This is a genomic window from Roseomonas sp. WA12 (assembly GCF_054165765.1).
This window is the reverse complement of record NZ_CM135108.1, coordinates 2,156,333-2,177,403: the sequence shown is the minus strand read 5'-3', so window position 1 is coordinate 2,177,403 and position 21,071 is coordinate 2,156,333. Positions and strand designations below refer to the sequence as shown.

General features: G+C 69.9%; 21 protein-coding genes. 15 read left to right on the top strand and 6 right to left on the bottom strand.

What is annotated here, in order from left to right; genetic code table 11:
* Positions 1-6 precede the first annotated feature (6 nt).
* Positions 7-573, bottom strand: a complete 567-nt coding sequence (locus ACVBD7_RS10355; RefSeq protein ID WP_458097401.1) for a septal ring lytic transglycosylase RlpA family protein — start codon at positions 571-573, stop codon at positions 7-9.
* A 235-nt stretch (positions 574-808) separates the two neighbouring features.
* On the opposite strand from ACVBD7_RS10355, the gene ACVBD7_RS10350 reads away from it, so the two are divergent.
* The 5 genes from ACVBD7_RS10350 (at position 809) to ACVBD7_RS10330 (ending at position 5,353) form a co-directional block, all read left to right on the top strand.
* On the top strand, positions 809-1,636 hold the full coding sequence (locus ACVBD7_RS10350) for an FAS1-like dehydratase domain-containing protein (RefSeq protein WP_458097400.1): 828 nt from the start codon (positions 809-811) through the stop codon (positions 1,634-1,636).
* Positions 1,629-2,606, top strand: coding sequence for a DMT family transporter (locus tag ACVBD7_RS10345; RefSeq protein WP_458097399.1), 978 nt, complete (start codon positions 1,629-1,631; stop codon positions 2,604-2,606). The genes ACVBD7_RS10350 and ACVBD7_RS10345 overlap by 8 nt, the downstream gene beginning before the upstream one ends.
* Positions 2,606-3,490 carry a DMT family transporter gene (locus tag ACVBD7_RS10340; RefSeq protein ID WP_458097398.1) on the top strand — a complete coding sequence of 295 codons (885 nt, stop codon included), beginning with the start codon at positions 2,606-2,608 and terminating at the stop codon, positions 3,488-3,490. The genes ACVBD7_RS10345 and ACVBD7_RS10340 overlap by 1 nt, the downstream gene beginning before the upstream one ends.
* On the top strand, positions 3,487-4,383 hold the full coding sequence (locus ACVBD7_RS10335) for an MBL fold metallo-hydrolase (protein ID WP_458097397.1): 897 nt from the start codon (positions 3,487-3,489) through the stop codon (positions 4,381-4,383). The genes ACVBD7_RS10340 and ACVBD7_RS10335 overlap by 4 nt, the downstream gene beginning before the upstream one ends.
* A 91-nt stretch (positions 4,384-4,474) precedes the next feature.
* On the top strand, positions 4,475-5,353 hold the full coding sequence (locus tag ACVBD7_RS10330; RefSeq protein WP_458097396.1) for an oxygenase MpaB family protein: 879 nt from the start codon (positions 4,475-4,477) through the stop codon (positions 5,351-5,353).
* Between the two features lie 34 nt (positions 5,354-5,387).
* Here ACVBD7_RS10330 and ACVBD7_RS10325 read toward each other — a convergent pair whose 3' ends face one another.
* Positions 5,388-6,065 (bottom strand): NUDIX hydrolase, encoded by a 678-nt coding sequence (locus ACVBD7_RS10325; RefSeq protein ID WP_458097395.1) that lies wholly within the window; start codon positions 6,063-6,065, stop codon positions 5,388-5,390.
* A 242-nt stretch (positions 6,066-6,307) separates the two neighbouring features.
* Between ACVBD7_RS10325 and ACVBD7_RS10320 the strand changes: the two genes are divergently transcribed.
* From ACVBD7_RS10320 to ACVBD7_RS10285, 8 genes are read left to right on the top strand one after another with little or no spacing between them, the layout of a single operon-like run.
* Positions 6,308-6,781 (top strand): SUF system Fe-S cluster assembly regulator, encoded by a 474-nt coding sequence (locus ACVBD7_RS10320; RefSeq protein ID WP_458097394.1) that lies wholly within the window; start codon positions 6,308-6,310, stop codon positions 6,779-6,781.
* Positions 6,782-6,791: 10 nt separating this feature from the next.
* Positions 6,792-8,291 (top strand): Fe-S cluster assembly protein SufB, encoded by a 1,500-nt coding sequence (sufB, locus tag ACVBD7_RS10315; RefSeq protein ID WP_458097393.1) that lies wholly within the window; start codon positions 6,792-6,794, stop codon positions 8,289-8,291.
* Positions 8,291-9,040, top strand: coding sequence for a Fe-S cluster assembly ATPase SufC (gene sufC, locus ACVBD7_RS10310; protein ID WP_458097392.1), 750 nt, complete (start codon positions 8,291-8,293; stop codon positions 9,038-9,040). Before sufB ends, sufC begins: the two co-directional genes overlap by 1 nt.
* On the top strand, positions 9,037-10,326 hold the full coding sequence (sufD, locus tag ACVBD7_RS10305) for a Fe-S cluster assembly protein SufD (protein WP_458097391.1): 1,290 nt from the start codon (positions 9,037-9,039) through the stop codon (positions 10,324-10,326). Before sufC ends, sufD begins: the two co-directional genes overlap by 4 nt.
* Complete coding sequence (locus ACVBD7_RS10300) at positions 10,326-11,567, top strand: aminotransferase class V-fold PLP-dependent enzyme (RefSeq protein WP_458097390.1); 1,242 nt, start codon at positions 10,326-10,328, stop codon at positions 11,565-11,567. The genes sufD and ACVBD7_RS10300 overlap by 1 nt, the downstream gene beginning before the upstream one ends.
* On the top strand, positions 11,567-12,028 hold the full coding sequence (gene sufU / locus ACVBD7_RS10295) for a Fe-S cluster assembly sulfur transfer protein SufU (protein WP_458097389.1): 462 nt from the start codon (positions 11,567-11,569) through the stop codon (positions 12,026-12,028). The genes ACVBD7_RS10300 and sufU overlap by 1 nt, the downstream gene beginning before the upstream one ends.
* Entirely contained in the window at positions 12,021-12,404 is a 384-nt protein-coding gene (locus tag ACVBD7_RS10290) for an SUF system Fe-S cluster assembly protein (RefSeq protein ID WP_458097388.1), read from the top strand. Before sufU ends, ACVBD7_RS10290 begins: the two co-directional genes overlap by 8 nt.
* A gap of 11 nt (positions 12,405-12,415) precedes the next feature.
* Positions 12,416-12,787: a HesB/IscA family protein gene (locus ACVBD7_RS10285; RefSeq protein WP_458097387.1), complete on the top strand. Its 372-nt coding sequence runs from the start codon at positions 12,416-12,418 to the stop codon at positions 12,785-12,787.
* A gap of 43 nt (positions 12,788-12,830) precedes the next feature.
* Here ACVBD7_RS10285 and ACVBD7_RS10280 read toward each other — a convergent pair whose 3' ends face one another.
* The 4 genes from ACVBD7_RS10280 to ACVBD7_RS10265 form a co-directional block, all read right to left on the bottom strand.
* Positions 12,831-13,814, bottom strand: a complete 984-nt coding sequence (locus ACVBD7_RS10280) for an MBL fold metallo-hydrolase (protein WP_458097386.1) — start codon at positions 13,812-13,814, stop codon at positions 12,831-12,833.
* A gap of 50 nt (positions 13,815-13,864) precedes the next feature.
* On the bottom strand, positions 13,865-15,157 hold the full coding sequence (locus ACVBD7_RS10275) for a class I SAM-dependent RNA methyltransferase (protein ID WP_458097385.1): 1,293 nt from the start codon (positions 15,155-15,157) through the stop codon (positions 13,865-13,867).
* 67 nt (positions 15,158-15,224) lie between these two features.
* Entirely contained in the window at positions 15,225-16,394 is a 1,170-nt protein-coding gene (locus tag ACVBD7_RS10270) for an acyl-CoA dehydrogenase (protein WP_458097676.1), read from the bottom strand.
* 247 nt (positions 16,395-16,641) lie between these two features.
* On the bottom strand, positions 16,642-18,246 hold the full coding sequence (locus ACVBD7_RS10265) for a DEAD/DEAH box helicase (protein ID WP_458097675.1): 1,605 nt from the start codon (positions 18,244-18,246) through the stop codon (positions 16,642-16,644).
* An 806-nt stretch (positions 18,247-19,052) separates the two neighbouring features.
* Here ACVBD7_RS10265 and ACVBD7_RS10260 point away from each other — a divergent pair.
* Both ACVBD7_RS10260 and ACVBD7_RS10255 read left to right on the top strand, forming a co-directional pair.
* Positions 19,053-19,754 (top strand): alpha/beta fold hydrolase, encoded by a 702-nt coding sequence (locus ACVBD7_RS10260; protein ID WP_458097384.1) that lies wholly within the window; start codon positions 19,053-19,055, stop codon positions 19,752-19,754.
* Between the two features lie 88 nt (positions 19,755-19,842).
* Entirely contained in the window at positions 19,843-21,045 is a 1,203-nt protein-coding gene (locus tag ACVBD7_RS10255; RefSeq protein WP_458097383.1) for a DNA topoisomerase IB, read from the top strand.
* Positions 21,046-21,071 lie beyond the last annotated feature (26 nt).

Genomic DNA, 21,071 nt, shown 5'->3' with positions numbered 1-21,071 from the left:
GGCGGCTCAGTGCCGCCGGCCGCGCCTCGGCGGGGTTGCGGCCTCGGCCGAGGAGATGAAGGACACGGGCGTGGCGTAGATCGGCGCCACGGAAACCAGGGCGGTCCCGCCCGACATGCCGAGCTGCGAGGCGACGCCGGGGCTGACATCCAGAATCCGCCCGCGGGTATGCGGCCCGCGATCCCGAACCTGCACGATCGCCGACCGCCCGTTCCGGAGATTCGTCACCTGGGCCCGGCTGCCGAGCGGAAGCGTGAGGCTGGCCACGACATCGGCGCGCGGATCGAAGCGGCTGCCATCGGCCATCCGCCGTCCGGCCAAGCTATGGGCATAGACTGAGGCGTGACCCTGCTGCGCCCCGGATGCGTCGGAGACCGCCTCGGGCCGGGTGGACCGGCGGGCTGCGTGCCGGGTCCGGCGGGTCTCCACATGCTTGGCAGCGCGATGGTGTCCTGCATGCGATGGGCGCTCCACCCGGCCTGAGCCGTGGCGGTCCGTGCGGGCCTCGGCTCCGGCCGGGGCGGAGCCCAGTCCCAGCGCCGCGCAGAACAGCAGGATCATCCGTTTCGCCAAACCCTATCTCCATCGCCAACCGGGCGGCCTCCGTTGAAGCACGGGCGGGGGTGGCAGGGGGGATCACGATGCCGCGGTGCCCGCTCACCCGGTCGTGAGCCGGCTCGGAGGGAGACGGGCCGCCCATCTTCAGGCCATTGTGGCGGCATATCCGCGCGGATCGGTCAAACGGCCCCGATCCGGCGCGTGAAGTCGGTGGACGGGCCCTGGAACGGGGACCTCGGCGGGGGAAAGAATGGCGTTCGAGACATATGTCGGCCGGGAGGAGACCCGGGAGGATCGCGCAGACCCGCGCCTGGCCGAGGGGTTGGCCGCGACACTGGGTCGGCCACTGGAGGGGGCGGATTGGCCGGCCCTGTGGCACTGGATGCTGTTCCAGGACTGGCGCATGCACGACGAGCTGGGTCCGGACGGCCACCTGCGCCGTGGCGGCTTTCTGCCTCCCGTCCATGATCTGCCCCGCCGCATGTGGGCCGGCGGTCGCGTGACCTTCCGCACGCCCGTCCGCACCGGCGACGCCCTCCGGCGCGTCAGCACCATCCTTTCGGTGAAAGAGAAGACGGGCGGCTCCGGAAGGCTGGTCTTCGTTACTGTTGGCCATGTGCTGCATGGCCCCGCCGGCGTGCTGGTCGAGGAGGAGCAGGACATCGTCTATCGCGGGGCCGAGGGCGCGGCGGTGAAGGACGCGCCCGCCGCCCCGGCCTGGGAGGGCGGGCTCGAGGCATCGCTGGTGCCGGACCCGGTGATGCTGTTCCGCTACTCGGCGCTGACCGGAAATGGCCACCGCATTCATTACGACCATCCCTATGTCACGGGGGAGGAGGGCTATCCCGGCCTGGTCGTCCACGGCCCGCTGCAGGCCACGCTGCTCGCCCACCACGCGCTGGACCTGGCCGGGCCGGGCGCGGCCCTGGCTCGCTTCGCCTATCGTGGCAAGCGCCCTTGCTTCGACGGCCGGCGCCTTGCCCTGCTGGGGCGGCGCGACGCGGAAGGTACCCTCCGCCTGGAAACCCGGGACGAGACCGGAGCGACCTGCCAGGAGGCCGAGGCGGTTCTTGTCTGACGCACAAGCCGGGGGCCAAACCAGGGGGTCGGCGGCGGCGTCGCCGGCCCCCACCCCTCTCGCCGACCGGCCCGAGGAGGCGTTGCGCGGCATCGGCCTGATCGCGCTGGGTTTCCTCATCGTCACCGTCGCCGATGCCGCGGTGAAATGGGTGCTGCCGGAGATCGGCATCGCGCTCGCCATGGTGCTGCGCGGCACGATCGGCGCCGCCGCGGTGCTCGCGCTCTCGGGCGGGATCAGGGTGCGCCCGGTGAACCGGCGCCTGCTCGCCACCCGCAGCCTGCTGCACTGCGCCGTGACCGTGACCTTCTATCTGGCCTGGGCGCGCGGCATGCCGCTGGGCGACAGTTACGCGGTTGCCGCCGTCGCGCCTCTGGCCATGACGATCCTGGCCATCCCCCTGTTGGGCGAGACGGTGGGCTGGCGCCGCTGGGTCGCAACCCTTGTGGGCTTCCTCGGTGTGCTCGTGATGGTCCGGCCCGGGGGCGACCTGTGGCGCTGGGAAGCGGCCGTGCTGCTGGGCGGCGTCGGTTTCATGGCGGTGACGCGCATCTGGACGCGGGTACTGTCGCGCACCGATCGGCCGGCCACCATCGCCTTCTGGCTGATGATCGCGCACATTCCCTTCGGCCTAGCGCTGCTGCCGGTCTTTCCCCCGCTGGCCTGGCCTTCGGCATCGGGGTGGGTGGCGATCCTGGTGCTGGGCTTCGGCAACGGCTCCGCCCATTTCCTCTTCGCCCGTGCCTTCGCCCTGGCACCCGTCGGGCTGCTGGCGCCTTTCGAGTACTCGGCCCTTGTCACGGGCACGCTGGTCGGGCTGGTTCTGTGGGGCGACGTGCCGGCCTGGACGACGGCGCTCGGCGCCGCGATCGTGGTCTCGGCCGGGCTGTACAACCTGTACCGCGCCCGGGTCCGGGCACGGGAAGCGGCGGCAGCGTCGCCAGCGCCCACACTTGCCGTGGCACCCTGATGCCGCTTCGCCACGACATGCGGCGCGGCGCGCTGCTAATGCTCGGCGCCACGGCGTCTTTCGCGTTGATGGGCGTTTTCGTGAAGGTGCTGAGCGCGCGCTACTCCTTCCTGGAGCTGATGTTCTTCCGCAACGCGCTGTCGCTTCCCATCGTGCTCGCGGCCGGGCTGCGCTCGGGCGCGCTGCTGCGCACGCGGCGCTTCGGCGGGCATGTGGTGCGCGCGGTCTCCGGCCTCATGGGCATGGGCTGCGCCTTCTTCGCCCTCGCCTTGCTTCCGCTCGCCGAGCAGACGGCGCTGAACTACACGCAGCCCCTCTTCATCATCCTGCTGGCGATCCCCTGGCTCGGCGAACGGCCGGGCGCTGCGCGCTGGGCGGCGGTGCTGATCGGCTTCCTCGGCGTGCTGGTGATTGCGGCGGGGCAAGGAGCTGGCGGCGCGGGGCTGAGCCGTGACCTGGTGCTGGGCTGTGCCGTCGGCGCGCTGGGCGGCTTCTTCGGCGCGCTCTCGACCATGCTGGTTCGCCAGCTCTCCGCCACCGAAGCGAGCACGACCATCGTGCTCTGGCAGGCGCTGCTGATGGCGGCGATGACGGCGCTGGCGCTGCCCTTCGTGTGGATCACGCCGAGCCTCGGTGATCTCGGCCTGCTCGTGCTCGTCGGGCTGATCGGCGGCATCGGCCAGGTGTTGAACACCGAGGCCTTCGCCAGCGCGCAGGTCTCCTCCCTTGGTCCTTACACCTATACCGGGCTGCTCTGGGCCGCGTTGCTGGGCTGGGCGGTCTGGGGCGAGGCGCCGGGCATTGCCATGCTGGCGGGCAGCGCGCTGATCGTCGGCGCGGGGTTCGTGGTGCTCCGCAGCGAGTACAGGAGGAAGGTGCGATGAGCCCTGATTTCCGGCGGGACGACGCCCTGCAGCCCGGGCAGGTGGAATGGATCGCGCCGGGCATTCGCCGCATCCTCTGCGGCAACCCCGGCCCTTTCACCTTTCGCGGCACCAACACCTACCTGATCGGGCGCGGCGAGGTGGCGCTGCTGGATCCGGGCCCGGTGGATGAGGCGCATCTGGCCGCTATCCGGCGCGCGGTGGCGGACGAGCGGATCACGCGCATCCTCGTCTCCCACACCCATCGGGACCACTCCCCCGGCACGGCGCCGCTCGCCGCCTCCACAGGGGCGGAGACGCTGGCCTTCGGCCCGCACATGACTCCGCCCGAGGCGGGCGGGGAGGGTGGCGACCACGCGTTCCGCCCCGATCACCACCTGACGGACGGCGCGGTGGTGGAGGGCTCGGGCTGGCGGTTGACCGCGCTGCACACTCCCGGCCATTGCGCCAACCATCTCTGCTTCGCGCTCGAGGCCGAGGAGTGGCTGGCCCCGCCCGGTATCCTTTTCAGCGCCGACCATGTGATGAGCTGGTCCACCAGCATCGTCTCTCCTCCGGATGGAGACATGGCCGACTACATGCGTTCCCTCCGCCGCGTTGCCGAGCTGGAAACGCGCCTGCTTCTGCCCGGCCACGGCCCGGCGCATGACGCGCCCGGCCCCTTCATCGCGGCGCTGATCGTGCATCGGGAGGAGCGGGAGGCCAAGGTCCTCGAAGCTCTGCGGGCGGCTGGCGGTGCGGCTACAGCCGCGGCGCTGGTACCCGCGGTCTACGGACCGGCGCTGGATCCGAAGCTGGCGCCCGCCGCGGCGCGCAGCCTGCTTGCGCATCTGATAAAGCTCGCCGGGGAAGGGCTCGCGGTCGCGGAAGGGGATGCCTTCCGCCCGGGTTGAGGTCGGCACCGGCGCCTTGTCATTCCGCCCGACGGCACGACCTCTTGGGTGGTCCTGCCCCATCCCGGCGCAAGAAGAGGAGGCGCCGTCCATGCCGCAGCCCCGTGCCGCCAGCATCCCCACCCCGTCTCTGCGCGGCCTCGTCGCCGCACCGCTGAAGGACGCGATCCGCACCCAGGTTGCCGCCCTGTTCAACGACCGCAGTCGCGGCGAACGCCCCGTGACGCGCCAGCCGGACGGGCTGTTCGGCCCGAAATCCGTCGCATGGCGCGTGCATGGCGATATCACTTCCATGATGGTCGGCGGCATCGCCGGCCTGCTCCTGCAAATGCTGCATCCCGCCGTGCTGGCCGGGGTGTGGGATCATTCCAACTTCCGCGCGGATATGCATGGCCGCCTGCGCCGCACCGCCCGCTTCATCGCCCTCACCACCTACGGCCATCGCGCGGAGGCGGAGGCGATGATCGCCCGCGTGCGCCGCATCCACGACCAGGTCCAGGGCACCCTGCCGGATGGCCGTCCCTATTCTGCTAACGACCCGGCACTGCTGGCCTGGGTGCATGTGACGGAGGCCTCGAGCTTCCTCGACGGCTGGATCCGCTACGCCGAGCCGCGGATGAGCCTGGCCGACCAGGACCGCTACTTCGCCGAAATGGCCGCGATCGGCGCGGCCCTTGGCGCCGACCCCGTCCCGCGCAGCCGGGCCGAAGCGCGGGCGCTCATCCGCGGCATGCGGCCCCAACTCCTCGTCGATGCGCGCACCCGCGACGTGGCCCGGCTGGTGCTGAGCCAGCCTGCCCCCAGCCCAGCCGCAGAGCCGCTGCAACGCCTCACTCTCCAGGCCGGGGTGGAGTTGCTGCCGGACTGGGCCCGGCACATGCACGGGCTTCCCTCGCCGCTACTGGCTCGGCCGCTGGTGCGGGCGGGGACGCTCGGTATCGCCCGGACCCTGCGCTGGGCTTTCGCCTGAGTCAGGGCTCTGCTGGCCCGACGGCCGCCCGGGCCTACTTCGCCCGTTCCAGCCGCCGGGTGTCGCGCCCCTGGTACCAGATCAGCGGCCGCGTCTCCCGTTCCGCTTCCGGCAGGGCCATCAGCTCGCGGAACTCGACCAGCACCTTCGCGGTGATCGGCGCCAGTTCATGGGGCGGGGTTTGGTCTACCCGGTGATAGGCGAGGTGCTCCAACTCGCCCGACCCGCCCAGCTCGCCCGTGGCCGTCTCCGCGGGCGCGATCAGGAAACGGGCGTTGAAGCGCACAGGGCTCATCGCGGGCGTGAGGGCGCGGCAGAGATAACGGAGCGGGGCGAGATCCGCCTGCAGCCGGTCCGCCTCCATCCGGCCTAGGAGAAGGCCGGTCTCCTCGTGCAACTCCCGCACCGCGGCCACAGCGATGGCGCGGGCCAGGCGGGGCGCGGCCCGTAACTCCAGCGCGCGGCGCGTGTCCGGCTGCAATTCGGAGAGGGCAGGGGCGGTACGATCCTCGGCATCCACCCGCCCGCCGGGGAAGACGAGCCGGCTGGGCATGAAGCGGTGTTTGGCGCTCCGCACGCCCATCAGCACCTCAAGGTGCCCGCCAGCCTCGCGCCAGAGCAGAAGCGTGGCAGCATCCCGCGGGCGGGCCGCGGTCTCGGGGCGGGCCTCGCCGGCCGCGGTGAAGTCGGTGGGGCGCATCGTCTCGGGCATAGGGCGCTCCTTCCGCCTGTCATGCGGCGGTTCTAGGGCGGATCGGGCGGGGGCGGAATCGTCTGGGACCGGATTTCCCGCAGCAGACGCAACCGGCAGGTCTGCCATGCGAACCGCTCGCAAGCCGTTGTTTTCGGGGCTTGAGAGGCCGTGGGCGCCTTGACAGAAGGGGGTCGGCACCGCATTTCCCACCCATACCGGACCGCAGGGGTCTGGTATCAACCGGTACCGGACAACCCAGCGTGCTGCGTCTCTCCAAACTCGCGGATTACGCCGTCGTCCTCCTTGCCCGGCTGGGTCAGGAGGGTGGGCTGCACACCGCTCCCTCCCTTTCCGCCGCGACCGGCATCGCCGAGCCGACGGTGGCCAAGGTGCTCCGCATTCTCTCCCAGGCCAGCCTGGTCGAGGCGCAGCGCGGCGCGCGGGGCGGCCATCGCTTGGCCCGTCCCATCTCGGCCATTCCGCTGTCCGACGTGATCGTCGCGGTGGACGGTCCAATCGCGCTCACCGCCTGCGTCGACGGCAACACCGGCGGTTGCGATGCCGAGGGCCATTGCCCCGTCCGCGGCCGCTGGGACCCGGTGAACGAGGCTGTTCGCGTCGCACTCGCCTCCGTCACCATCGCCGACCTCTCGCGGCCGTCCTGCAGCGAACTGCACCGCCGCCCGCCCGCTTTCCCCTCCGCCCAAGAGGCGGCCCCCTTGGCCGCCGAGTAAGGGACCAGAGATGCCCGCCGTCGAAGAGACCCTCGATACCGTCCGTGACGCCACGCAGGGCGCCTATAAGTGGGGGTTCGAAACCGACATCGAGATGGAGTTCGCGCCGAAGGGCCTGAACGAGGACATCGTCCGCTTCATCTCCGCCAAGAAGAACGAGCCGCAGTGGCTGCTCGACTGGCGCCTGCGCGCCTTCGAGGCCTGGAAAGGCATGGAGGAGCCGCGCTGGCCCGCCGTGACCTACCCGCCGATCGACTACCAGGACGCGTACTACTACGCGGCGCCGAAGGAGAAGGTCGGGCCGAAGTCGCTGGACGAGGTCGACCCCGAGCTGTTGCGCACCTATGCCAAGCTGGGCATCCCCCTGCGTGAGCAGGCAATGCTGGCGGGCGTCGAGGGCGCTTTCGACACGCCGGCCGAGGGCGGGCGCATGCCGGTCGCGGTGGATGCCGTGTTCGACAGCGTCTCGGTCGCCACCACCTATCGCGAGCGGCTGGAGAAGGACGGGATCATCTTCTGCCCGATCTCCGAGGCGGTGCAGAAGCACCCTGAGCTCGTGCAGAAGTATCTCGGTTCCGTCGTGCCGCACACGGACAACTTCTTTGCAGCCCTCAACAGCGCCGTCTTCACCGATGGCAGCTTCGTCTACATCCCCAAGGGCGTTCGCTGCCCGATGGAGCTGTCCACCTACTTCCGCATCAACGCGAAGAGCACGGGGCAGTTCGAGCGCACCCTGATCATCGCTGACGAGGCTTCCACCGTCTCCTACCTCGAGGGCTGCACGGCCCCGCAGCGAGACGAGAACCAGCTGCACGCTGCCGTGGTCGAGCTCGTCGCCATGGACGATGCCTCCATCAAGTACAGCACGGTGCAGAACTGGTACCCGGGCGACGAGAACGGGGTGGGCGGCATCTACAACTTCGTCACCAAGCGCGCCGCCTGCCGCGGCAAGCGCAGCAAGGTGTCCTGGACGCAGGTGGAGACGGGTTCCGCCATCACCTGGAAGTACCCGTCCTGCATTCTGCAGGGCGAGGAGTCGGTGGGCGAGTTCTACTCGGTCGCCATCACCAACAATCATCAGCAGGCCGATACCGGCACGAAGATGATCCATCTCGGCAAGAATACGCGCAGCACCATCGTTTCGAAGGGGATCTCGGCCGGCAAGGGCCAGAACACCTATCGCGGCCTGGTGCGGATCAGCCCCAAGGCGACCAACGCGCGCAACTTCACCCAGTGCGACAGCCTGCTGATCGGCGATCTCTGCGGTGCCCATACGGTGCCCTATATCGAGAACCGCTGCATGAGCGCGAAGACCGAGCACGAGGCCACCACCTCACGCATCGCGGAGGACCAGCTCTTCTACTGCCGGCAGCGCGGGCTGTCGCAGGAGGATGCGGTGGGCCTCATCGTGAACGGCTTCTGCCGCGAGGTGCTGAAGGAACTGCCCATGGAATTCGCGGTCGAGGCGCAGAAGCTGCTTCAGATCAGCCTGGAAGGGAGCGTCGGCTAGTGCTGCGCATCGAAAACCTCACCGCCACGATCGACGGCAAGGAGATCCTGAAGGGGATCAACCTCGAGGTGCCGGATGGCGAGGTTCACGCCATCATGGGGCCGAACGGCGCGGGCAAGTCCACGCTCTCTTACGCGCTCGCGGGCCGCGAGGGTTATGAGATCACCGGCGGCTCCGTGACCCTGAACGGGCAGGACCTGCTGGACATGGAGCCCGAGGAGCGCGCCGCCGCCGGCCTGTTCCTCGCCTTTCAGTATCCCGTCGAGCTGCCGGGTGTCGGCAATGCCAACTTCCTTCGCACCGCGCTGAACGCCATCCGCCGCACGCGCGGGGAGCCGGAGGTGGACGCGATGCAGTTCCTCAAGCTGGCACGCGCCCGCATGAAGGAGCTGTCCATGCCTGAGGACATGCTGAAGCGCGGCGTCAATGTCGGCTTCTCCGGCGGCGAGAAGAAGCGGAACGAGGTTCTGCAGATGGCGCTGCTGCAGCCCAAGATCGCGGTGCTGGACGAAACCGACAGCGGCCTCGACATCGATGCGCTGAAGATCGTGGCCGATGGCGTGAATGCGCTGCGCGGCCCGAACTTCTCCGCGCTCGTCATCACCCATTACCAGCGCCTGCTGAACCATATCGTGCCCGACCGCGTGCATGTGCTGGCCGATGGCCGCATCGTGACCTCGGGCGGGCCGGAGCTGGCGCATCGGCTTGAGGCCGAGGGCTATGCCGGCATCCTGGAAGAAGCCGCATGACCATCGACATCCCACAGAGCAACGCGGCGGCCTTCCTGCACCGCTACGCCGGGCTGGCGGAGCGCCTTCCGGGCGCCGCCATCCCCGCCGTGCGCGCGCTGCGGGATGCCGCCGCCGGGACGCTGACGGCAGGCGGCCTGCCCAGCCGCCGCGTCGAGGCCTGGCGCTATACCGATCTCTCGCCGATGCTGCGCGCGGAGTTCCGCGAGGCGCTGACCCCCGTGGACAGCGCCGTAGACCTGCCGACGCCGCGCGCGGACCGTCGCGCCGTGTTCGTCGACGGCCGCTTCCGCGCCGATCTTTCCGAACTGGGCGATCTGGTGGCCGGCTCGCTGGCCGAGGTGATCGAGACCGTCGCCGGACGGCTGAACGCGCTGGTCTCTCCATCGCAGCCCATGGTCACGCTGAACACGCTGCTGTTCGAGGACGGGCTGGTGCTCGAGGTGCCGGAGGGCGTGGATGCCGGCCGGCTGGAACTGCTCTCCCTCACCTCGGGCGAGACGGCGAGCACGGTGCATCCGCGCCACCTTATCCGACTCGCGCGCGGTGCGAAGCTGGTACTGCTGGAGACCGCGCTGTCTCCAGCCGGGTCCCGCCACCTGCACAATCCGGTCTTCGAGATCGATGTGGCCGAGGACGCCCGTATCACCCATGTTCGCGTGCAGCGGGAATCGGGCGGCGCCTACCACCTCGCGCATCTCGGCGTCCGCGTGGCCGAGGGCGGCACGTATGATGGCTTCGTGCTGAACGCCGGTGGCAAGATCAGCCGCAGCGAGACGCATCTGGCTCTCACCGGCCCGCGCGCGACCGCGCATCTGAACGGCGCGCAGCTGGTCGCGGACGGGCAGCTGGCCGACACGACCACGGCGCTCGACCATGCGGCGCCGAACTGTGCCTCCCGCCAGACCGTGAAGACTGTGCTGGCCGGGCGCTCCCGCGGCGTGTTCCAGGGCAAGATCCTGGTGCGGCGCGAGGCGCAGAAGACCGACGGCTACCAGATGAACCAGGCCCTCCTCCTGTCCGAGGAGGCCGAGATCGACAGCAAGCCGCAGCTGGAGATCTACGCCGACGACGTGAAGTGCAGCCACGGCGCCACAGCCGGCGCGCTGGACCCGGACAGCCTGTTCTACCTGCGCGCCCGCGGCATCCCCGCGGATGTCGCGCGCTCCATGCTCGTCCGCGCCTTCCTTCAGGAAGCCGTGGAGATCGTGGAGGACGAGCCGGCCCGCGAGGCGCTGGAGGACGCGGTTTCGGGCTGGTGGGCCCAGCATGGGGAGTCTGCGTGATGGACGGCAGCATCCGGCCCGCTTTCGACGTGCAGCGTGTGCGGCAGGATTTCCCCATCCTGTCCACCAAGGTGCACGGCAAGCAGCTGGTGTTCCTGGATTCCGGTGCCTCCGCGCAGAAGCCGCGCGCGGTGATCGACGCGATGCGCACGATGTTCGAGACGAGCTACGCCAATGTCCATCGCGGCGCCTACCGCCTCAGTGAGGCCTCCACGGCCGCCTATGAGGCCGCGCGCGACGCCGTGGCGCGCTTCCTGAACGCGTGCGACTCGCGTGAGGTGATCTTCACCTCCAATTCCACCGCCGCGATCAACCTCGTCGCCCATTCCTACGGCCGTGGTGTGCTGAAGCCCGGCCAGGCGGTGGTCGTCTCCGAGATGGAGCACCACGCGAATTTCGTGCCCTGGCAGATGCTCGCCCAGTCGCACGGCATCGAGCTGCGCATCGCCGATGTCACGGACGCCGGCGAACTGGACATGGCCGATCTGGAAGCCAAGCTGGCGGATGGAAAGGTCGGCCTCGTCGCTGTCACCCATATGTCCAACGTGCTCGGCAGCGTCACGCCGGCCGCGCGCATCGCGGCGCTCGCCCATTCTCATGGCGCGAAGGTGCTGTTCGATGGCTCCCAGGCCGTGGTGCATCGCCGCGTGGACGTGCAGGCGCTGGGCGCGGATTTCTACGTCTTCACCGGCCACAAGCTCTACGGCCCGACCGGCATCGGCGTGCTCTGGGGCCGGATGGAGTTGCTGGACGCCATGCCCCCCTTCATGGGCGGCGGCGACATGATCTCCGAGGTCTCGCGGGAGGGTTTCGTCCCCGCACCGGTCCCCGCGAAGTTTGAGGCCGGCACGCCGCCGATCGTGGAGGCCGTCGGTCTGCACGCCGCGATCGACTACGTGACCGCCATCGGCATGGACGCCATCGAGGCGCATGAGCGCGGGTTGGTGGACCATGCGATGACCAAGCTCTCGGCCATCGAGGACCTGACCGTCATCGGCCGCGCGCAGGACCGCGGCGGCGTCTTCTCCTTCGCCCTCGGCAATGCCCATGCGCACGACCTCTCCACCCTGCTGGACCGCGTGGGCATCGCGGTGCGCGCCGGGCGGCACTGCGCGGAGCCGCTGCATGTCCGCATCGGGCATGACAGCACCTGCCGCGCCTCCTTCGGCCTCTACACCACGCATGAGGAAGTCGATTTTCTGGCGGAGGCGCTGACCTCCGCGCGGAGGTTCTTCACCTGATGTTCGACGACCTGCGAGACCTCTACCAGGAGGTCATTCTCGACCACGGGCGCAAGCCGCGGAACTTTCGCCGGCTCGAGACACCTGACCTGAACGCGCGCGGGAACAACCCGATGTGCGGCGACCGGATCGAGCTGTTCCTGGACATGGAGGGTGACCGCATCGCGGATGCCGCCTTCCAGGGCCGCGGCTGCGCCATCTCCACCGCCAGCGCCTCGCTTATGACCGAGACGGTCAAGGGCAAGACCGCCGACGAGGCGCGCGAGATGGCGGCCAAGTTCCGCGAACTGGCGATGACCGGAACCTGCCCGGATTGCGGCGGCGCGCTGGAGGAGGACATGGACCGGCTCCAGGCCCTCTCCGGCGTGCATGAGTTCCCCAGCCGCGTGAAGTGCGCGACGCTGGCCTGGCACACCCTCAACACCGCCCTGCAAGGCGGGAAGGAGGCTTCGAGTGAGTGATCCCGCAGTGCAGGTTCCCCTTGGGGGCGCGACGCATGAGGCCTGGTCCCCCGATGGGCCAATCGCGCCCACGCGGGTGAGCGAGGTCGCGGTGCTCGACGCGCTGAAGACCGTGTTCGACCCCGAAATCCCCGTCGATATCTACGAGCTCGGCCTCATCTACGCCGTCGAGGTGGATGACGAGGGCGCAGTGAAGATCGACATGACCCTCACCACCCCCTCCTGCCCCTCGGCGCAGGAGCTTCCTGGCATGGTGGAAGAGGCCGTGAAGACGGTCCCGAACGTCACCTCCGCCAAGGTCGAGATTGTGTGGGATCCGCCCTGGGATCCGTCCCGCATGAGCGAGGACGCGAAGCTCGCGCTCAACATGTACTGATGGAGGGCACCATGAGCACCACGACAACCGATGCCCCGAAGCCGCGCCGGGCCTTGCCGCCGCTGATGTCGCTATCGGATGCGGCAGCCGAGCGGCTGCGTTCGCTCTACGCCAAGGGTGATGGCGGAAAGCTGCTGCGCGTCGCCGTTTCGACCAAGGGCTGCTCCGGCATGTCCTACGACCTGAACTGGGTCGATGCCGCGGGCCCGGGCGACGAGACGGTGACGGACAAGGGCGTCACCGTCCTGGTTGACCGCAAGGCGACGCTGTTCCTGATCGGCACAGTGATGGATTACGAGAAGAAGGCGATGTCCGCCGGCTTCACCTTCACCAATCCGAATGAGAAGGGCCGCTGCGGTTGCGGTGAGAGCTTCCACGTTTGAGCGATAGCCCCGCGGCGCAGCACGCGCCGCGGGGTGAGCGAGACTAGACGACGCTCGACCATTCCGCCGGCACGAGCCGGTAGCCATTCCCTTCCTTCAGCACGGTGCCGTTGGCCGGGAAGGGCCAGTGATAGGCGACGCAGCGGATCCGGTCCGCTGCCACCCGGTCGAACACCCGGCGCCGCGTGGCCTCGGCCTGCACCGGATCCATGTCGAAGATCAGGTGCCAGCCGGGATTGGTCAGGTTGAACTCCGGCCGGCTGGTCACGTCGCCCAGGACCATCACCTGCGCATCGCCATCGGTCAGATGATAGGAGCTGTGGCCGGGCGTGTGGCCGGGCGTCTCCATCTGCCGAAGCCCGGGCAGGACCTCCGCCCCATCCGCCACTCGCTCGACACGGCTCTCGTAGGGCGCGAAGCGGCGGCGCACATTGGCGAAGGCAGGGCGCATCGCCTCGGGCGCGCGGCTCGCCTGGCCTTCATCCATCCAGAAGGCCCATTCCTTCTCCGGCACGACAATGCGCGCCCGGGGAAAGGCTGCGTTGCCGGCGCCGTCTAGCAGCCCACCGATATGATCGCCGTGGAAATGGGTGAAGGCCACGATGTCAACCGCGGCGGGGTCGATCCCGGCGGCGGACAGGTTGACGGGCAACTGCCCGACCCGGCTATCGGCCGCGGTCTGCGGGCCATTGCCGGTATCGAACATCACCGTGCCGCGCGGCGTGCGGAGCACCGGGATGGTGAAGGGGTTCACCAGCTGCGCCGGGTTCAGTCCCTGCGCGCGCATCGAGGTCGTGATGTCCTCGGCCGAGGCGTTGCGCACGAAGCCCTGGGTGGGGTTTGGGCGGATCGCCTGCCCGTCATGCACCATCGTCATCACGGACTGTCCGACCCGGAAGCGGTAGAACCCCGGCGCCTGTGGCTGAGCAGGAGCGGGGGCCGCGGCCGGCGCCTGGGCGGCCGCCTCTCCGCTGCGGAGAAGGGCGGGTGCGGCGAGCCCCGCCGCGAGAATCACGCGTCGATCCATGGCTTCGTTTCCTTGCAGGAACCGCAGAGTTTTGGACGGAGGCGCCGGGGTCAAGGCCCCCTGGCGAGGGTGACCACCGCTTCCACCTGCGAGGACCACAGGAACTGGTCCACCGCCACGGCCTTCTCTACCCGCCAGCCGCCCGAACCCTTGGTGAAAGCAGCCAGGTCTCGCGACAGCGCCGCCGGATTGCAGGATACGTAAATCACCCGCGGGACGTTCGAGCAAGCGAGGATGGCCGCCTGCTCCGCCGCCCCGGCGAAGGGCGGGTCGAGGACCAGCGCCGCCGCACCGTTCAGTTCCGCCGGCAGCAATGGCTGCCGCGCGAGATCCCGTTTGGTGGCCTTGATCCGCGCGCCTGCGCGACCGGCCGCCGACTGCAGGGCAGCCGCCGCCTCCGGTGCGCCCTCATAGGCATCAACCCGGCCCCGCTCCGAGAGCGGGAAGGAGAGGGTCCCGAAGCCGGCATGAAGCTCGATGATCCGCGGCTTGCCGGCCATACGCTTCGGCAGGCCGTCCAGCACGGCCGCGATGATCGCCGCCTCTCCGTGTGACGTCGCCTGCAGGAAGGCGCCGGGGGAGGGAGAGATGGGCACGCCCGAGAGGGTGATCAGCGCCGAACCGTTCTGGGCGGCGATCTCCGGCGCGTCGCGCGTGCCCTCTCTCGACCAGGCAATGCGCGCGATGCCATGCGCCTCGGCAAAGGCGGCGAGCTTCACCCGGTCCCCCGGCGTCAGCGCGCCATCCGTCCGCAGCCAGAGGTCCGGCCCGGTCTCAAGCAAGTTCACGGCGGCCGAGCCAACGCGGCGCAGGGCAGGGAGGGAGGCTGCAAGCGCCCGCAGCGGCGCGACCAGGGCCAGGATGCGCGGGTCGATGACAAAGCAGGTCGCCATGTCGAAGGGCTCGGAGGAGCCGCGGGCATGGAAGCCGATTGTCATGCCATCCGCCCTCGTGCGCAGCGCAAAGTCCGCCCGGCGGCGGGTGTTGCGCGGGCTGGGCGCGGCGGGCGCGACATCGACACCGGGAAAGCCCGCCCGGGCCAGCGCTTCGGACACGCGCGCGGCCTTCCAGGCGGCGACGGAGTCATCCGCCCAGTGCTGCACCGCGCAGGCGCCGCAGGTGCCGAAATGCGGGCAGGGGGGAGGCACGCGGTCGGGCGCCGCGGTCGCGATGGCGGTCAGCGTGGCGGCGCGGCCCTCTCCGCGACCCTCGCGTCGAACGGGCCCCGGCTCGGCCTCCACCACCTCGCCGGGCAGGGCAAAAGGAATGAAGACGGGGCGTCCGGCCTCGTCGCGGGCGATGCCGTCGCCGGCGGCACCGATGGCCTCGACTGTCGCGCGCATGGGGTTGCTCCAACAAAGAAGGGGCGGCCCCGGAGGACCGCCCCTGAAATACAGGATCCCGGCGGGATCAGCCGAAGGCGTTCAGCCCGGTCTGGGCGCGGCCGAGAATGAGGGCGTGCACGTCGTGCGTGCCCTCATAGGTGTTCACCGTCTCCAGGTTCATGACGTGGCGGATCACATGGTACTCGTCCACGATCCCGTTGCCGCCATGCATGTCACGGGACACGCGGGCGATATCCAGCGCCTTGCCGCAGTTGTTGCGCTTCATGAGGGAGATCATCTCCGGCGCCGCCTTGTGCTCGTCGAACAGGCGACCGAGGCGCAGCACGCCCTGCAGGCCGAGCGTGATCTCGGTCTGCATGTCCGCCAGCTTCTTCTGCACCAGCTGAGTCTGCGCCAGCGGGCGGCCGAACATCTTGCGGCCGAGCGTGTACTCGCGCGCTGCGTGCCAGCAGAACTCGGCCGCGCCCAGCGCGCCCCAGGCGATGCCATAGCGGGCGCGGTTGAGGCAGGAGAACGGACCAGCGAGGGACTTCACGCCCGGCAGCCGGTTCTCCTCGGGGACGAACACCTCGTCCATCATGATCATGCCGGTGGTCGAGGCGCGCAGGGACATCTTGCCCTCGATCTTGGGCGCCGTGAGCCCCTTCATGCCCTTCTCGAGGATGAAGCCGCGAAGCACGCCCTCATCATCCTTCGCCCACACCACGAAAACATCGGCAATCGGGGAGTTGGTGATCCAGGTCTTGGAACCGGAGACGAGATAGCCGCCATCCACCTTCTTGGCCCGTGTACGCATGGAGTTGGGGTCGGACCCCGCATCAGGCTCGGTCAGGCCGAAGCAGCCCACCCATTCGCCCGTGCGCAGCTTGGGCAGGAACTTGTCCTTCTGCTCCTCGGAGCCGAAAGCGTGGATCGGGAACATGACCAGCGAGGATTGGACGGAGAAGGCGGAGCGGTAGCCGCTGTCCACGCGCTCAACCTCGCGGGAGATCAGCCCGTAGGAGACATAGCCGACGCCGGCGCAGCCATGGCTGTCGAGCGTCGCGCCCAGGAAGCCCATCTCCCCGAACTCGTTCATGATCTCGCGGTCGAAATGCTCGTTCCGGTTGCCCATAAGAATCCGGGGCATGAGCTTGGACTCGCAGAACTCGCGCGCGGCATCGCGGATCATCCGCTCGTCCTCGGTGAGCTGCTCCTCCAGCAGGAGGGCGTCATCCCACACGAAGTTGCCCATCTTGCTCGGGACGCGGACCTGGGGGGCCTCGGGCAGGACCTGGGTGACGACGTTCATCTCTGCGTTCCTCTCGCGGGCGGGGCAATCAGGGCGCGTCGCAAGGGCGAGGCGCGGTCGGCGGGGCAGCATCCTGCCCCAGAAGGGGAGGGATGCGCCATGCCGGGGGAGGGAAATGCCACTCCCCCGCGGCGGCCGGTAGGGGCCGCCCTGGCACCGGTTGGCCTCAAGCCATCCGGTGCCCTGCGGCTCAGGCCGCCTCGGCCTCATCGTCACGGTGGCGCTTGGGCCGCGGCACCGGGATGAGCATGAAGGCAGGCACGGCATCGCCGAAGCCGACCACGGAGGGACCGAGGTCCTCCTGACGGTAGCGACGGTCATCGCGGCGGGGCTTCTCGTCGCGATCGCGGCGGGGCCGCTCCTCGCGGGAGCCTGCCGTCCACTCGCGGGCGGCGTCGCGGTTCACCTCGTCCAGCACGCGCTCACCGCCGGAGCGGAACTCGCGGTCGCGGCGCGGGCTGTCCCGGTCCTCGCGGGGGCGCTCGTCACGCGCCCGATCGTCGCGGGGCGCACGCCCCTCGCGCTCGGCGCGGGCCTCGCGCGGCGGGCGAGCGGCCTTCTCCTCGCGGGGGGCCTCCTCGCGCGGGCCACGCTCGCCACGGCCACGGCCGCCCTCGCGCTTGCCGGCCTCGCCGCCACGCTCGCGGCGCGGCTCGCCCCGCCCGCGCTCGCCCCGGCCGGCATCGCGCGCGCCGTCACGACCGCCTCGGGCCGGACCACCCCGGCCACGCCCGCGGCCGGAAGCCTTCAGCGCCGCCTGAATTTCCTCAGGGTCCACGGGGTCCAGGCCCTCGATCGGCATGGGCGGGATGGGGAAGCCCGTCAGGCTCTCCACCGCCGCCACCGCCTTGGCCTCATCCGCCGTAGCCAGCGTGTAGGCATGGCCGGTCTTGCCCGCGCGGCCGGTGCGGCCGATGCGGTGGACGTAGTCCTCGGCGTGGTAGGGCACGTCGAAGTTGAACACATGGCTCAGCCCGCCGATGTCGATGCCGCGCGCCGCGACATCCGAGCACACCAGCAACTGCAGCTCGTTGGCCTTGAACTTCTCGAGCGTCGCAAACCGCATGGACTGCGCCAGGTCGCCATGCAGGGCGCCCACGCTGAAGCCGTGCCGCTTCAGGCTCTTGTAGAGGATGTCGACATCGACCTTGCGGTTGCAGAAGATCAGCGCGTTCTGCACCGCCTGGCTCTTGATCAACCGGCGCAGCGCCTCGCGCTTGTCACGCTCCTGCACCCAGACCAGCCCGGCGGTGATGGTCGTCGCGACCGAGGCCGGGGCGGAGACGGTGATCTCGCGCGGGTTCTGCAGGAAGGCATCGGCCAGTCGCCGGATCTCGGGCGCCATGGTCGCAGAGAAGAACAGCGTCTGACGCAGCGGCGGCAGCATGGAGACGATGCGCTCGACATCGGGGATGAACCCCATGTCCAGCATCCGGTCGGCCTCGTCGATCACCAGCACCTTGCAATCGGCCAGCAGGATGCGCCCGCGATCGAACAGGTCCAGCAGCCGGCCCGGGGTGGCGATCAGGACGTCCACGCCCTTCTCCAGCACCGTCTTCTGCTCCTCCATGCTCTCGCCGCCGATCAGCAGCGCATGGGTGAGCGACAGGTGCTTGCCGTACTTCACGAAGTTCTCGGCTACCTGCAGCGCCAGCTCGCGGGTCGGCTCGAGGATGAGGCTGCGCGGCATGCGGGCCTTGGCGCGGGACCCGGCCAGGATGTCCAGCATCGGCAGGGTGAAGCCGGCCGTCTTGCCGGTGCCGGTCTGGGCGCAGCCCAGCACGTCACGGCCCATGAGCACGACCGGAATGGCTTGCTCCTGGATCGGCGTGGGGTGGATGTAGCCGGTCTCGGCCACCGCCTTCAGGATCGGATCGGACAGGCCGAGATCGGCGAAGGTCGTGCGCGGAGCCTCGGGCTCGGCGTCCTCCTCCTCGTCCTCGTCGTCATCATCCTCGGAGGACGCGTCGGTGAGGTCGCCGCCAGCCTCGCCGGCCTCGTCCTCCTCATCGTTGTCGTCATCATCCTCGGCATCCGGTGCCGAACCGTCTTTCTCGCCGATCTCGTCGCCATCGGCGCCCGTCTCGCCGACATCCGGCGCGTCGGAGATGGCCAGCGCCTCAACGGGCTCCGGCGCCTCGAAGGCCGCGGGGCGTTCAGGAAAATGAGCCGAGCTGCCCTCGCCTACCGGGTCGCCATCGGCGGCGCCAGCCGTCGTGCCGGGGGCGCCGCCTTCGGGCAGGGAAGCGGTGACCGCCTCGTCCTCGATGCGGGCCGGCACTTGGGCCGCCTCGGCGGCGCTGTCGGCGGGGTTGGGCTGGTCGTGTTCGGTCAAGCGTGGGTTCCTGTGCCGCCGCCCGGCCAGGTTCGGCGGGGGCGGCTGTAGTCGGGCTTTGTCATCATGGGTCGGGCGCCGTGCGGCATGGCCGGAGCGCCCGGCCGAAATTCCGGCGTGGCGCGGCACCCGCCGGATCATGGCAGGGGTGCCGCGCGGCACGCAGCCGCTTGCGCGCGATATGCGCCCGCAACGTCCGGGATGCAAGGTTGCAGGCGGTTTCCGGGCCGGTTGCAAGGGGGCGGGATGCCGTGTTTGACACGGCCATGCCTCGCCTGCCCCTCCTCCTTCTGCCCGGCCTGCTCTGTGATGCCCGGCTATGGCGGGATCAGGTCTCCGGCCTGGCCGATGTCGCCGCCCCTGTGGTCGCCGACCTCACCCTCGATTCGGACGTGGCCGCGATGGCCGCGCGCGCCGCAGAGCTGGTCGAGCGGCCTTTTGCCGTCGCAGGCCTCTCCATGGGGGGCTACGTCGCGCTGGAGGTGATGCGCCAGCTTCCCGGCCGGGTCACTGGCCTCGCCCTCTTCGACACCTCCGCCCGGCCCGACACGCCCGAGCAGGCGCGCCAGCGCCGCGGCCTCATGTCGCTCACACGTTCCGGCCAGTTCCGTGGTGTCACCCCGCGCCTGCTGCCGCGCCTCCTGCACGAGCGTAACCGACCCGGCCCCCTGGCGGACGACGTGATGGCGATGGCCGAGCGGGTCGGGCGGGAGGCCTTCCTGCGCCAGCAGGCGGCCATTCTCGCGCGCCCGGATTCCCGCCCCGGTCTCGCCGCCATCACCGTGCCCACGCTCGTCGCGGTGGGAGAGGCCGATGTGCTGACGCCGCCGGAGCTCGCGCGGGAAATCGCCGCCGGCATTCCCGGCGCAGCGCTGCACCTGCTGAACGACTGCGCGCACCTGCCGAGCATGGAGGCGCCCGAGGCGGTGACCGCGCTGATGCGCGACTGGCTTCTTGCCCAGGCCTGAGCCGCGCCGGGGGAGGGCATCCCAGCCCTAACGCGGTTGCCGTTGCCGCGACTGAAACCGGAATGGGGGCAGGCCCGCTTCTTCCGGCATGAAGAACACCGCCACCGCCCCGACCGAAGACCCCGCGGAGGAGGTCGGCGCCATTGTCGAGCCGCGGGAGGCCGCCCGGGCCGCTGGGCTGCGCTACGTCACCGACACGGGGCCGGGCATCACCCGCCACCCGAAGGGTGACGCGTTCGAGTACCGCGACCCCTCCGGTGCCGCGATCAAGGACGATCAGGTGCTGGAGCGCATCCGCAGCCTGGCCATTCCGCCCGCCTATGCCGATGTTTGGATCTGCCCGCACGCCAACGGCCACATCCAGGCAACCGGGCGCGATGCGAAGGGCCGCAAGCAGTACCGCTACCATCCGCGCTGGCGGGAGACGCGGGACGCGACGAAATACGAGCACATGGCGGAATTCGCCGCCGCGCTTCCCGCGATCCGCGCCCGCGTCGCCATCGACCTGGCCCGCAAGGAACTCTCCCGCGAGAAGGTGCTGGCAACCGTGGTGCAACTGCTGGAAACCACGCTGATCCGCGTCGGCAATGACGACTACGCGAAGGAGAACGGCTCCTTCGGCCTCACGACCTTGCGGAACAAGCACGTGAAGGTCGAGGGCGGGACCATGCGCTTCGCCTTCAAAGGCAAGAGTGGCAAGACCTGGAAGCTCGGCCTGCAGGACAAGCGGATCGCCAAGGTTGTGAAGGCCTGCCAGGACCTGCCCGGGCAGGAGCTCTTCGCCTATCCGAACGAGGACGGCACGCTGCATGACGTGACTTCGGGGGACGTGAACGACTACCTGCGCGAGATCACGGGCCGTGACATCACGGCGAAGGATTTCCGCACCTGGGCGGGCACGGTGATGGCAGCACTCGCCCTGCGCGAGTTCGAGGCCGTCGACAACGTCACCGCCGCCAAGCGCAACGTCCGCGCCGCGATCGAGAGCGTCTCGGCCCGGCTGGGCAATACTCCCACGGTGTGCCGCAAGTGCTACGTGCATCCCGACCTGCTGGAGGGCTACATGGCCGGCCAGCTCGCGCTTGAGATCGCCGAGCGCGCCGAGGAGGAGCTGCGGGAGGAGATCGAGCAACTCCGGCCCGAGGAGGCCGCCGTGCTCGCACTCCTGGCGCGGCTGAAAACCGAGAAGGCGACGGCCGCGCCGGCCAAGCCAAAGCGCGACCGCGCTCCGCGGGCTACCACCGCCGCCAAGCTCGCCAAGGCCGAGAAGCGCGTCTCCGCCGCGGCCTGATCCGGAGGGCCCGGCCGAGGTTTCGT